Source organism: Geothrix alkalitolerans (assembly GCF_022808885.1).
Classification (GTDB): Bacteria; Acidobacteriota; Holophagae; order Holophagales; family Holophagaceae; genus Geothrix; species Geothrix alkalitolerans.
The window spans coordinates 29,567-42,790 of record NZ_JAKZLE010000004.1; the positions used below are offsets into that span (position 1 = coordinate 29,567).

Annotated in this window: 10 protein-coding genes; 2 read left to right on the top strand and 8 right to left on the bottom strand. The window is 70.2% G+C overall.

From position 1 onward, the window contains the following. Positions 1-22: 22 nt before the first annotated feature. From MLJ35_RS09405 to MLJ35_RS09415, 3 genes are read right to left on the bottom strand one after another with little or no spacing between them, the layout of a single operon-like run. A complete protein-coding gene (locus tag MLJ35_RS09405) occupies positions 23-1,267 on the bottom strand; it encodes a hemolysin family protein (protein ID WP_243384133.1) in 1,245 nt (414 codons plus the stop codon). Positions 1,268-1,323: 56 nt separating this feature from the next. After that, a complete protein-coding gene (locus MLJ35_RS09410) occupies positions 1,324-2,787 on the bottom strand; it encodes a heparan-alpha-glucosaminide N-acetyltransferase domain-containing protein (RefSeq protein ID WP_243384134.1) in 1,464 nt (487 codons plus the stop codon). A gap of 9 nt (positions 2,788-2,796) precedes the next feature. Beyond that, positions 2,797-4,305 carry an amino acid permease gene (locus tag MLJ35_RS09415; RefSeq protein WP_243384135.1) on the bottom strand — a complete coding sequence of 503 codons (1,509 nt, stop codon included), beginning with the start codon at positions 4,303-4,305 and terminating at the stop codon, positions 2,797-2,799. A gap of 103 nt (positions 4,306-4,408) precedes the next feature. Here MLJ35_RS09415 and MLJ35_RS09420 point away from each other — a divergent pair, with 103 nt between their 5' ends. After that, positions 4,409-5,122, top strand: coding sequence for a ComF family protein (locus tag MLJ35_RS09420; protein ID WP_243384136.1), 714 nt, complete (start codon positions 4,409-4,411; stop codon positions 5,120-5,122). Between the two features lie 38 nt (positions 5,123-5,160). Here MLJ35_RS09420 and MLJ35_RS09425 read toward each other — a convergent pair whose 3' ends face one another. Both MLJ35_RS09425 and MLJ35_RS09430 read right to left on the bottom strand, forming a co-directional pair. Beyond that, positions 5,161-6,261 (bottom strand): NADH:flavin oxidoreductase/NADH oxidase, encoded by a 1,101-nt coding sequence (locus MLJ35_RS09425; RefSeq protein ID WP_243384137.1) that lies wholly within the window; start codon positions 6,259-6,261, stop codon positions 5,161-5,163. A 69-nt stretch (positions 6,262-6,330) separates the two neighbouring features. Next, positions 6,331-7,650, bottom strand: a complete 1,320-nt coding sequence (locus MLJ35_RS09430; protein ID WP_243384138.1) for a cyclic 2,3-diphosphoglycerate synthase — start codon at positions 7,648-7,650, stop codon at positions 6,331-6,333. 154 nt (positions 7,651-7,804) lie between these two features. Between MLJ35_RS09430 and MLJ35_RS09435 the strand changes: the two genes are divergently transcribed. After that, complete coding sequence (locus tag MLJ35_RS09435; protein ID WP_243384139.1) at positions 7,805-10,678, top strand: DUF748 domain-containing protein; 2,874 nt, start codon at positions 7,805-7,807, stop codon at positions 10,676-10,678. A gap of 5 nt (positions 10,679-10,683) precedes the next feature. Here MLJ35_RS09435 and MLJ35_RS09440 read toward each other — a convergent pair whose 3' ends face one another. The 3 genes from MLJ35_RS09440 to MLJ35_RS09450 all read right to left on the bottom strand — a co-directional run bounded on the left by MLJ35_RS09440 (position 10,684) and on the right by MLJ35_RS09450 (position 13,178). After that, a complete protein-coding gene (locus MLJ35_RS09440; RefSeq protein ID WP_243384140.1) occupies positions 10,684-11,565 on the bottom strand; it encodes a DMT family transporter in 882 nt (293 codons plus the stop codon). A 77-nt stretch (positions 11,566-11,642) separates the two neighbouring features. After that, positions 11,643-12,251, bottom strand: coding sequence for a 1-acyl-sn-glycerol-3-phosphate acyltransferase (locus MLJ35_RS09445; protein WP_243384141.1), 609 nt, complete (start codon positions 12,249-12,251; stop codon positions 11,643-11,645). A gap of 345 nt (positions 12,252-12,596) precedes the next feature. Then, entirely contained in the window at positions 12,597-13,178 is a 582-nt protein-coding gene (locus MLJ35_RS09450) for a peroxiredoxin (RefSeq protein WP_026852219.1), read from the bottom strand. Positions 13,179-13,224: the final 46 nt, after the last annotated feature.

Sequence of the window (13,224 nt, forward strand, 5' to 3'; positions counted from 1 at the left end):
GGGATGTGTCTGGACTCCGGACCTATGTCCGCTCCACCCGCACCTGCACGATCCGCGTCCCCTCCATCCGCAGCACCGTGAGGCGGGCGCCTTCGACGTCCACGGCCTCCTGGGGGCGGGGCACACGGCCCAGGCGGGCGAGGACGAGGCCGGCCAGGGTGTCGAAGCCGTCCCGCTCCCAGGCGAGGCCCAGCCGCTGGGCCACGTCATCCACATGGGCCTGGCCCGAGACGACGTAGACACCAGGGGCCTGCACCACCAGACCGGCGGGCGCTTCGTGCTCATCCTGGATCTCGCCGAAGACTTCCTCGAGCAGGTCCTCCATGGTGGCCAGCCCCGAGAGGCCGCCGAACTCGTCCACCACGATGGCCAGCTGGGTGCGGGTGCGCTGCATCTCCCGCAGCAGGTCCATCACGGGCTTGCTCTCGGGCACGAAACGGGGGGGCTTGATGAGCGTGGCGAGGGGGGGCTGGTCGCCATCCGGAAGCTGGATGAGGTCCTTGAGCAGGAGCACGCCGCGGATGTGGTCGATGCTGCCTTCATAGACGGGCAGCCGCGAGTGGCGGGTCCGCGTGAAGGTCTGCCAGGCCTCCTGGATGCTGGCCTCCAGGGGAACGGCGGCGATGCGCGTGCGCGGCGTCATCACCTCCCGCACGAGGGTGTCGCCGAAGGTCACGACGTTGCGGATGAGCTCCCGGTCGCCGGCTTCCAGGATGCCCTCGGCCTCGCCCTCCTCGAGGAGCGCGGTGACGGCCTCCTCCGTGGCGTCCTCGGGATCGGCGTCCTTCGCGCGCTCCTGGGAGCGCCGCTCGATGAACCGGGCCACGGGGTCCACCAGGGGGGCCAGGAGGGGCTGGATGGGCGCGTAGAAGGGGAAGAGGCGGATCAGCCAGCGGCCCGGATCGGCGGAGGTGAGGAGGGCAGGCAGGGCCAGGTCCATGCCCCAGAGCCCCGCCAGCACCAGGAGGCCCAGGGTCCAGCCGCCGCCGGGGAGGATGGACCGGAAGGGCCAGAGGAGGCCCAGCAGGACCAGGAAGAGGGCCTTGTTCCAGAACTCCAGGCCCAGGCCCAGGGTCCGGGGCCGCTCCAGGAGCGCCGCCAGGTGCGGGTCGCGGATGGTGTCCTCCTCCAGGAGCCGGCGGCGCTGGAGGGAGGGCAGGGCGTGGAAGGCCGATTGCAGCGCCATGGTGGTTCCCCGGTAGAGGAGCACCGCCAGGGCGGCCAGAAGGAGCCAGGATGTGGGGGCGCTGCCGCCGGATTCAGCCATGATTGGATTGATTCTAACGGGTTTCGCCGAGGACCAGCGGCTTCCGCCGTCGGCCGCTATCGGCTCCCGCCGCGGGCCAGGATCTGCCGGGCCAGGTCGGCCTTGGCTTCGTCGCTGAGATGGAGCTTCCGGCGCCCGGCCTCGCGGAAGTATTCCTCCGGGTCGCGGCAGAGGCCATCCGGCGTGGGCGGCAGGCCCTTGCGGGCCCGGGCGGCGTTCAGGAAGCCGTAGGGTTCCTTGGCCAGCTCGGGGCTCTGGAGGAAGTGGCGGAAGGTCCACCAGCCGCCCAGCACGAACCAGACGCCCAGCACGGCCACGGCGCGGTGCTGGAGGCGGCGCATGAGGTCCGGCGTCTTCCGCACCTTCTGCCACCAGACGCCCACGGCGAGGTTGAGGGCGATGATGAGGGCTGTCATCGACAGGGTGCCCGCCCAGCCCAGGTCGCCCCAGCCCCAGCCTGTGAGGGCCACCACCGCCGGGGCCAGGAGGACGCTGAAGATCAGGTTGAGGTGCAGCATGTAGAGCAGCAGCGATTCCCGGCTGGCGGCGTCGATGGGATTGGGGCCCTTCCAGCGCGGACGCAGCAGGTCCACGGCACCCATGAGGGCGCCGCCCAGGAGGATCCAGCCCAGGCGGGCCGCCACGCTGGGCAGGGTGGCGTTGGAGATGGCCCCCAGCTCCGCGTACGTGAAGGCCCCGGACTTGCTGTGCAGCATCCAGACACCGTTGTGCTGGAGCCAGGTGCCGCCCCAGAGCCAGGCGTGCTGGGCCGAGGCGCCCCAGGCCAGCAGCATGGCGCCGAGGACGGCCAGGCCTGCGAGGAAGCGCGCCTCGCTCCAGCGGGCCTTCCCTTCCGCTTGCACCACGCGGAAGTGCCGGTAGAGCCCCCCCAGGAAGGCGCCGAAGGCCGGGAAGGCGAACCAGGGGAAGAGGGGAAACAGGGCCTGCACGCCGCGGTCGGGGTTGCCGTTGAAGAGTCCGCGGATGGGCAGCCACAGGCCGTCCGCCACGCCCGTGGCCCACAGGGAGGGCGAGACCAGGGGCACGAAGATGGCGAGGGCCAGGGCCAGGACCGTGAAGACCCGCGGGTTCCGCACCAGCCGCGCGAGACCCTGGAGGATGAGCAGCGAGAACACGATGCACTGGAGCACGTCGATCTTGAAGAGCTCCCGGGCCTTCTGGGCGGTGTTGAGCACCGTCCAGTCCGCGGCCGTGATGCCCGGGGCGTGCAGGGCGTAGGCGCAGAGGAGGATGAAGCCCAGGCGCCGGGCCGTGTCTGGCCAGAAGGGGCGCAGCGTGCCGTCCGTGCGGAAGGTGGAGATCACCAGGCTGTAGCCGGCGGCCAGGGTGAAGCTGGGCGCCACCAGGCCGTTCAGGTAGTTCAGCCAGTCCGGCCGGAGACCGGCGTGCAGCCAGACGTTGACCGCATGGACCTCGATCATCACGATCACGGCCCAGCCCCGCAGCTGGTCGATCCAGTCGCAGCGCTTCGACGGGGTCAGGTCATCCCAGATGGACATAGACGATTCCTAGCTGGCCTGCTGCCTCATGACGCTGTGCTTCTTCCCGTAGAGGAAGTAGATGACGAAGCCGAGGGCCAGCCAGGTGATGAGCCGCCACCAGTTGGCCGTGGGCAGGGAGAACATCAGCAGGAGGCAGGTGAGCACGCCCATGACGGGCACGAAGGGCACCCAGGGGCAGCGGAAGGGCCGCTCGGCCTCGGGATGCTTCTTGCGCATGATCAGCACGGCGGCGCAGACGATGACAAAGGCCAGCAGCGTGCCGATGTTCGCCAGGTGCAGCAGGGCGTCGATGGGCAGGAAGCCCGCCAGGGTGCCCACGAAGATGCCGATGAGGATGGTGGACTTCCAGGGGGTGCGGAACTTGGGGTGCACGTCGCCGAAAGTGGCCTTGGGCAGCAGGCCGTCCCGGGCCATGGCGAGGAAGACGCGGGGACCGCTCAGCATCATCACCAGCAGCACGGAGGTGATGCCCGCCACGCCCGCGGCGGCGATGATGCCTTCCGCCCAGCCCAGGCCCTTCTGGCTGAAGGCGATGGAGACCGGCGCGTTGATGTCGAGCTGGTCGTACTTCACCATGCCCGTGAGCACCGCCACCACAGCGATGTAGAGCACCGTGCAGAGGATCAGGGACACCACGATGCCGATGGGCACGTCCCGCTGGGGGTTCTTGGCCTCCTCGGTGTGGGTGGAGACGGAGTCGAACCCGATGTAGGCGAAGAAGATGATGGCCGCGCCGGCCAGGGTTCCGATGGGCGCCCCCGCCGGATCGGTCTGGCCCGCCACGTGATGGCCGAAGACGTTCAGGCCGGTCCAGCCGAAGGGGGCGAACGGATGCCAGTTGGCCGGATCGATGAAGAAGGCGCCCACGCCGATGACGAAGAGCACGGCGGCCACCTTGATGGCCACCATGGCGGCGTTGAAGTTGGCGCTCTCATGGATGCCCTTCACCAGCACCGCCGTCACGATGGCCACGATGATCAGGGCCGGCAGGTTCATGGCAGCGCCGGTGGAGGCGAAATGCCCCGTGGCCGGGTCGTACTTCCAGGGGCTCTCGCTCAGCAGCTTGGGGATGTGGATGCCGATCTTGCTGATGGCGCTCTGGAAGTAGGCGGACCAACCCGTGGCCACGGCGGCGCTGGAGACGCCGTACTCGAGGATGAGGTCCCAGCCGATGATCCAGGCGAACAGTTCGCCGAGGGTGGCGTAGGCGTAGGTGTAGGCGGAACCCGCCACGGGCACCATGGCGGCGAACTCGGCGTAGCACAGGGCCGCGAAGATGCAGGTGATGCCCGCCACCACGTAGGAGAGCATCAGCGACGGACCCGCGATGTTGTGGGCCGCGGCGCCCGTGGCCACGAAGATGCCGGCGCCGATGATGGCGCCCACGCCCAGGGACGTGAGCTGCACCGGGCCGAGGATGCGGCGCAGGCGGTTCTCGCCCTTGGCTTCTTCGAGGAGCAGGGCCAGGGGCTTCCGCGCGAAGACCTGGGAGGTGGGGCGGGATTCGGTCGACATGAACAAAACTCCATGCGATCCGGGACGGGGGCCCGGAAGGGAATTCCAGGATGATGGGCCAGGGGGCTTCCGGCGATGCTAGCACCGAATGGATCTCGGTAAGATGCCCCCCATGCTGCCGACGACCTTCCTGGACGGCCTCGCGCGGGCGCGGGGTTCCCTGCTCCTGTGCCGGGGTTGCCTGGGACCCGTGGACGCGGAGGCCGAGGCGGGGCTCTGCGCCCGCTGCTGGCAGGGCCTGCAACCGCTCCCCGTGGGCCGCTGCGGGCGATGCGCCCTGCCGCACGCCGAAGGCCCCTGTCCGGAGCCGGTGGCCTGGGAGCTGGGCGAGGCCCTGTGGGACTACCACGGCGGGCGTCCGCCCTTCGGGGCGCTCGTGTTGCCGGGCATCAAACGGGGCGAGACGGGGTGGCGGAAGGCCCTCCTCCGGCACCTGACCCTGGCGGCGTTGCCGGATTGGGTGCAGGAGGCGGACCGGGTGACCTCGGCCCCCAGCGCCCTGCCGCGCCGCCTGTGGCGGGGATTCGACCTGGCCGCCGAGGCCGGGCGGGTGGTGGCGGACCGCGCCGGTCGTCCCTATGAGTCCCTGCTGGCCAAGGGCTGGTGGCGCGGGCGCCAGGCCACGCGCACGGAGAGCGCCCGTCGCCGCCTGCCCCGGAAGGCCATCACGCTGCGGCGGGGTGCGTTGCCGGGCGGGATCGTGCTGCTGGTGGATGACGTGTGGACCACCGGCACCACCCTCCTGCGCTGCGCCCAGGTCCTGAGGGAGAGCGGGGCGGACGAGGTGCGGGTGCTGGCGCTGTTCCGGGCGATGTAGGTTTCAGCTATCAGCTATCAGCTATCAGCTGTCAGCTGTCAGTGACTGGCCAGCGGCTGTCGCATCGGCACCGAGCTTCCCGCGGCCCGCAGGTAGGAGGCGGGCCAGGCGATTTCGGCGCCCATGGCCTGGGCGGCGTGCAGGGGCCAGCGGGGGTCGCGCAGGAGCTCGCGGCCCAGGAGGACGAGGTCGGCGGATTCCTGGGCCAGGATCTGCTCCGCCTGCTCGGCGCCGGTGATGAGGCCCACGGCGCCGGTGGGGAGGCCGGCCTCGGCGCGGATCCGGGCGGCGAAGGGCACCTGGTAGCCGGGGCCCAGGGGGATCTCGGCGCGGGGCACGAGGCCGCCGGAGGAGCAGTCCACCAGGTCCACGCCGAGGTCCTTCAGGTCCTTGGCCAGGGCCACGGACTGGTCGAGGGTCCAGCCGCCCTCCACCCAATCGGTGGCGGAGATCCGCGCCAAGAGGGGGACCTCCTCGGGCAGGATGTTTCGCAGGGCACCCACCACCTCGCGGACCAGGCGCGTCCGGTTCTCGAAGGAGCCGCCGTAGGCGTCGGTGCGGTGGTTCGACAGGGGCGACAGGAACTGGTGCAGCAGGTAGCCGTGGGCGGCGTGGACCTCGATGACCCGGAAGCCCGCGGCCACGGCGCGGCGGGCCGCGTCCATGAAGGCTTCGATGAGGGCCAGGATGCCGGGCTCGTCCAGGGCCGTGGGCAGGGTCCACCCGGCATCGAAGGGCAGGGGGCTGGGCGCCACGGGCGTCCAGCCGCCCGCCGGGGCGGGCAGGCTCCCGCTGCCCTTCCAGGGCGCCGGGTTCGAGGCCTTGCGTCCCGCGTGGGCCAGCTGGATGCCCGGCACGGCGCCCTGGGAAGCGATGAAGTGCGCGATGCGGGCCAGGGCCTTGGCCTGGGCATCGTTCCAGAGGCCGAGATCATCGGGACTGATGCGGCCCTCCGGCACCACCGCCGTGGCTTCCGTGATCACCAGCCCCGCCCCCCCCTGGGCCAGGCCTCCCAGATGGACCAGGTGCCAGTCATTGGCCAGCCCGTCCGTGGCCTGGTACTGGCACATGGGCGACACCGCGATGCGGTTGGGCAGCGTGAGGCCGCGGAGCGTGAGGGGTTGGAAGAGGCGGGTCATGGGACCTCCCGGACGATCGAGCCTACCTGAGGCGGGAGGGGTTCGATGACCCCTCCCACCGTGCGTTGCCTACATGCCGAGTGCCTTGCGCACCTCCCCCTCCAGCACCCCCTCGCGGATCTCCGCCAGGTCGTAGCGGACGCGGGTCATGGGCTTGGTGACCTTGAGGATGCGGGTGAGGTCGATGGGGGTGCCGCTCATCACCACATCGCAGGGCGTGGCCTCGATGGTGGCTTCCAGGTCCTTCACCTGCTGGTCCCCGTAGCCCATGGCGGGCAGGATGCCCTGTGCGTTGGGGTACTTGCGGTAGGTGGCGGCGATGGAGGCCACGGCGTAGGGCGTGGGATCCACGATCTCGTGGGCGCCCACGGCCTTGGCCGCCACCACGCCGGCGCCGTAGGTCATGGAGCCGTGGGTCAGCGTCGGCCCGTCCTCGATGACGAGGGCGCGCCGCCCCTTCACCAGCTCCGGCTTGTCGCAGGTGACGGGGCTGTGGGCGCGGATGACGCGGGCCTTCGGGTTCACCCGGGCGGCGTTGTCCTCGATGGCCTTGATGTCGGCCTCCTTGGCGCTGTCGCACTTGTTGATCACGATGATGTCGGCCATGCGGAAGTTGGCCTCCCCCGGGTGGTAGGCCATCTCGTGGCCGCTGCGCAGGGGGTCGGCGATGCAGAGGTGGAGGTCGCTCTTGTAGAAGGGCAGGTCGTTGTTGCCGCCGTCCCAGAGGATGACGTCGGCCTCCTTTTCCGCGCTGCGGATGATCTGCTCGTAGTCCACGCCGGCGTAGACGATGAAGCCATTGTCGATGTGGGGCTCGTACTCCTCGCGCTCCTCGATGGTGCATTCGTGCTTGTCGAGGTCGCCGTAGTCCGCGAAGCGCTGGCAGGCCTGCTTGGCCAGGTCGCCGTAGGGCATGGGATGGCGGATGGCCACGACCTTCTTGCCGAGCTTCTTGAGAATGTTGCTGATGTAGCGGGTGGTCTGGCTCTTGCCTGCGCCCGTGCGCACGGCGGTGATGCCGATGACGGGCTTTGTGGACTTGATCATGGTCTTGTCCGCGCCCAGCAGCTCGAAGTCGCAGCCGTGGGCGATGCAGAGGCTCGCCAGGTGCATGACTGTGGCGTGGGGCACGTCCGAGTAGGAGAAGACGGCCACATCCACCTTCTCGCGGTGGATGAGGTCCACCAGCTCCGATTCGTCGAGGATGGGGATGCCCTCGGGATAGAGCTTCCCGGCGAGCACGGCCGGGTAGCGGCGGCCCTCGATGCCCGGGATCTGGGTGGCGGTGAAGGCCACCACCTGGTACGCGGGGTTGTCCCGGTACACGGTGTTGAAGTTGTGGAAGTCGCGCCCGGCGGCTCCCAGGATCACCACGCGTCGGATCGGCATGGTCCTATGCCTTTCGGTCCAGCGATGCGCCGACACGCTCGGGGGTGGCAGTCCTGGCGGCACCGCGACGGAAGGAGGATAGCCGTCTCGGGCAGGTCTTGAGAATGGGGAAGTGGCTTGAATCACACCGCACGGGAAGGTCTATGCTTCTTCCATGCCCATTCCAGCCTCCCTCTCGGCCTTCTTCCGCCGGTGGCGCCGGTTGATCCTGGTGCTGGCCGGGGTCTACGCGCTGTGGATCCTGGTGGGCTTCTTCCTGATTCCGGCTCTGGCGAAGCCCCGCATCGAGCGGGCGGCCACCCAGGCCCTCAAGCGGCCCACCACGGTGGCCCGGCTGCGCTTCAACCCCTTCACCTTCGGGGTCACCGTCGAAGGCCTGCGGGTGGCCGAGCGGGGCGGCGGGGACTGGATCACCCTCCGGCGCGCCTACGTGAACCCCTACGTCTGGCGGCTCCTGCGCCACACGGTGGGGTTCGCGATCATCGAGGTCGACGGCCTCACCGTCCGAACCGTCCTGGACCCCGAGGGACGCCTCAACTTCCAGGATCTGCTTGAAGAGGAGGAGAAGCCGGGCGCCCCCGCCCAGGAGGCATCGCCATCGGCCTGGATCCTGGATGTGCGCCGCTTCCAGCTACAGGACGGGCGGGTGGAGTTCCTGGACCGCTCCGCCTCGGCCCCCTTCCATTCGGAGTTGGGGCCCATCGCCTTCCGCCTGGACAACCTGCGCACCGAGGTCGGCCACCGCAGCGGCGTCTCCCTAGAGGCCTGGACGGAGACCAAGGAGCACGTGGCCTGGAAGGGGGACCTGGGCTTCCAGCCCTTCGCCTCCAAGGGCACCCTGCTGCTGGAGAACCTGTCGCTGCCCAAGTACCGCCCCTATGAGCAGGAGCAGGTCTCCAGCGAGATCCGCAGCGGCACGGGCATGGTGCGGACCCAGTACCGCTTCGAGTGGTCCAAGGGCCACCACGTCGCGGAACTGTCGGGGCTGGATCTCAGCGTGAAGGACCTGAAGATCGCCGAGCGGGGCGTCGCTGAGCCCGTCATCGAGCTGCCCTCGCTCGAGGTCAAGGAGGGCAAGGCCGACCTGCTGGCGCCCTCGGTGGAACTGGGCTCCATCACCGCGGAGCAAGGCGTCCTCAGGGTGCAGGCCACCAAGGACGGCGCCCTGAACCTGGTGCGCCTCCTCACGCCGCCCAAGCCCAAGGAGAAGAAGAAAGATGAGAAACCGCTCCAGCTCCTGATCCGCGACCTGGCCCTGAAGGGCTTCCGGGTGGGCTGGGAGGACCTGGGACCTGCGCGGCCCGTGAAGGTGGAGGCCACGGACGTGAACCTGGGCTGGAAGAACCTGAGCCTGGATCCCAAGGCCTCCAGCCAGGCCTCCCTGGAGCTGAAGTTGGGCGCCGGCTCCCTGAAGGCGGAGGGCACCCTGTCCCCCTTCAAGACCGCCGGCGATCTCCAGTTGAAGGCCGAGGGGGTGGAGCTGGCCCCCTGGGATCCCTACCTGGACACGGCCCTGGACCTGCGCATCGCCTCGGGGAAGCTGGGGGCCGACGGCCGTGTGCGCTTCGCCTTCGAAGGTCGCAAGACTGATGGCGTCACCTACCGGGGCGCCGCCTCCGTGCAGGCCCTGGAGGCCCGGGACGCGGCCCTGAACGAGCCCTTCGTGCGCTGGAAGTCCCTGCGCCTGACGGGCGCGGATATCCACACCGCGCCCATGTCCGTGGCCGTCCAGACCGTGGACTGGACCGAGCCCGAGGGCCGGCTCGTGATGCAGCCGGACGGCAGCACGAATGTGGCCCGGGCTCTGCGCCTGGCCCCGGAGGGCAAGCCCCCGGCGGTCACCGCCGCCGTGGTGCCCGCCACACCCGCCGCCGCGCCGGACCTGGGCATCGAGAAACTCGCCATCACCGGCGGGCGCCTCAGCTTCATCGACCGCTCCGTGCAGCCCAATGCGGCCCTGGTGCTCAGCGATCTGGAAGGCAGCTACCTGGGCCTCTCCGGCCGCCCCGATGCGGTGTCCAAGGTGGACTTCAAGGGCCGGGCCGGCGGTCTGGCGCCCATCACCATCACGGGCCACGCCATGCCGCTGCGCCACGACCTGGACACGGATGTGGCCCTGAGGATCCAGGGCGCCGACCTCACGGACTTCACGCCCTATACGGGCAAGTACCTGGGCTACACCGTGCAGAAGGGCAAGCTGGTGGTGGACGCCCGTCTGCGCATCGACCACCGGAACCTCAAGTCCGAGAACGCCGTGAAGCTCGACCAGTTCTACCTGGGCGACAAGGTGCCGAGCCCCGACGCCACGGGCCTGCCCGTGAAGCTGGGCCTGGCGATCCTCCGCGACCGCAAGGGCGTCATCGCCTTCGACCTGCCCATCGAGGGCAACCTCGACGATCCCGACGTGAAGTACGGAAAGCTGGTGTGGAAGGCCATCTTCAACCTGCTGGGGAAGATCGCCGCCTCCCCCTTCACGCTGATCGGCAAGCTCTTCGGCGGCGACGCCGGCGACCTCAGCAGCGTGGCTTTCGCGCCCGGTTCCAGCGCCCTGGACGCCGCGGCCACGGCCAAGCTCCAGGGGCTGGCCAAGGCGCTCCAGGAACGGCCCGAACTGCGGCTGGAGGCCGAGGGCGCCGCGGACGAGGGCCAGGATGGCGGGGCCCTGCGCAAGGTTTCGCTGGAGGCCCTGCTGCGCCGCGCCCGGGCCCAGGGCCTCAAGGCGGAGGAGGCTCCCGTGCCGCCCGCCGAGCGGGAGCGCTGGCTCAAGGCGGCATACGACACTGCCTTCCCAGCGCCCAAGCCCCCCAAGGGCGAGAAGCCCGCCCCGCCCCCGCCACCGGCAGAAATGGAGCAGCGCCTCCTGGGCGTCCAGAAGGTGGATCCCGCGGAGCTGGCCCAGCTGGCGGACGCCCGCGCCAAGGCCGTGCTCGCCTGGCTGCTGGACACGGGCAAGGCCGATCCGGCCCGGATCTTCCAGGTCCGCACCGGCCAGGCCAAGGGCGCCGTCGTGGCCTTCACCCTGAAGTAGGCGGCCTACTCGGGTACGGCCTCCTCCCGGCGGGCTTCGGGCGAGGCCCCCGTGAGGGCGAGGCCGATGCCCCCCAGGGTGAGGGCGGCCGCGAGGAACCACGGCGCTCCGGGCACTTCACCGAGCCAGACGGCGCCGGCGGCGGCCGTGAGGGGCGGCACGGCGAGCTGGGCCACCGCGGCCCGGATGGCTCCCAGCCTGGGCACGACGGTGTACCAGAGGGCGTAGGTGGCGCCGGAGGCCAGGGTTCCCGAGGCCAGGGCGAGCAGCGCCCCCGTCGGGGTGAGGTGCCGGTTCCCCGCCAGGAGGAGGGGCCCCAGCGCCAGGGCCGTGGCTCCCAGGAACGCGGCGGCCGTGTCCACCAGGGCCCGGGAGGATCCCCGTCCCAGCCAGGTGTAGGCACCCCAGGCGGCGCCCGCGACCAGCATCAGCAGGGCCGCCCAGGCCTGGGGCCGATGCGCAGAGGGGAGGGTGAGCACCAGCAGTCCGGCGAAGGCCAGCGCCGCCCCGGTCCCCTTTCTCGACGTCAGCCGCTCCCCGCCGGCAAGCGCCAGTCCGAACAGCGTGGCCTGGACCGCCCCGAAGAGCAGGAGAGCGCCCGTTCCGGCGGTCAGGGCCCGGTAGGCGAAGGAGAAGGCCAGGGCGTAGGTCGCCAGCGCCAGGGCCCGTCCCGGGTGGAGCGCGCTGATGAAGGTGGTCCTGCCCCGGTGCAGCAGCAGCAGGAGGGCCAGGGCGCCTCCGCCCAGGCGGAGGAAGGAGAAGCTCGCGGCATCGGCCAAGTCGCTCCCCAGGGCCGCCCGGCAGAGGAGGGAGTTGGCGGAGAATCCCGCCAGGACCAGGATCAGGGCAGCAGGCAGGGGCCAGGAGGAGGGTCGGCGCCATGGCATGCCCGCAAGTATGCGCAGCCTGGGGCGTCCGCCAAGGGGAGTTTCCTGTGCGGACATGGATGGGCGCGCAGGAAGGGCTAATGGATGCTGCGGGCCGACCGCTCCCGGAGGCCCCGCACGCCGCTGAACATCGCCTGGATGCGGGGAAGGTCCGCCTCCAGGCTCCCGGTGGGGTGGAACACGGGCATCAGCCGGATCACATGGTCGCCGAAGTCGAACCCCACGGGCCAGATGGGCACGCCGGACGCCGTCGCGATCCAGTAGAAGCCGGATCGCCACTGGCTCACGCCCTTGCGGGTGCCCTCCGGGGCCAGGGCCAGCAGGCGGGCGGGGACCCCCTCGAAGGCCTTCACGCAGGCATCCACCACCCCGTGGCTCACCTGGCGGTTCACGGGGATGCCGCCCAGCCAGAGGAAGAAGCGCCGGAGGGGCGTCTGGAAGAGGGAGTGCTTGCCCAGCCAGGACACTCGCAGCTCCAGGGCGAAGACCACAGCCACGCCCACGATGAAATCCCAGTTCGAGGTGTGGGGGGCCACGATGGTGACGAACTTGAGCTCCTCCGGGAAGGCCCCCTCGATGCGCCAGCCGCCCAGGCGCAGGTAGGCCCGCCCGAGGGCCCGCCACAGCCAGCCCCGGGGCTGGCGGAGGGCGGGGGGAAGGGACGGGAAATCCTTGGGTTGGGGCAAAGGGATCCTCGCGAAGCGGAGCGCGGCATGGAAAGGATGGGCCCCACAGATTAACCGGGCCCGGCCATTCCGCCTCTGCGTACGCGCCGCGGGCGCCTTCCGGCGCCCGCTTCGTGCGTTCCCTGCCGGACTACTTGGCGGAAGCGTAGGCCTTGAGCCCATCGAAGGTCTGCCTGGCTCGGGCCTCTGGCCCTCGGGGCTACGCCCCCACCATCGGCTGCGCCGATGCGGCCCTATCCTCCCTTCGCTGTGCTTCGGTCGGATGGTCATGGCCCTTGGCCATTCCGCCTCTGCGTACGCGCCGCGGGCGCCTTCCGGCGCCCGCTTCGTGCGTTCCCTGCCGGACTACTTGGCGGAGGCGTAGGCCTTGAGGCCGTCGAAGGTCGGCTTCATGGCCTTCTCGCCCTTGTGCCAGTTGGCGGGGCAGACTTCGCCGTGCTCCTCGGTGAAGTCGATGGCGTCCAGGAGGCGGAGAACCTCCTCCACGCTGCGGCCCAGGTCGTTGTGGTTCACGGTGATGTGCTTGAGGATGCCCTCCTTGTTCACGATGAACAGGCCGCGCAAGGCGATGCCTGCGGGCAGCAAAACGTTATAGTCCTGGGCGATGGTCTTGTTCAGGTCGGACACCAGGGGGAAAGTCACGCCCTGGATGCCGCCTTCCTTGCGGGGGGTGTTGACCCAGGCGTGGTGGCTGAACTTGGAGTCCACGCTGACGCCGATGACCTGGGTGTTGCGGGCCTCGAACTCCTTGAGGGCGTCGGCGAAGGCCAGGATCTCGGTGGGGCAGACGAAGGTGAAGTCGAGGGGGTAGAAGAAGAGGACGACCTTCTTGCCCTTGTAGTCGGACAGCGAGATCTGCTTGAACTCGCCGTTGACCAGGGCGTCGGCCTTGAAGTCGGGTGCGGGCTGGGTGACGAACGCGGCCATGAAGCCTCCAGAAGGGGTCTTGCCCCGGGTTTCGTTGGGAATAATC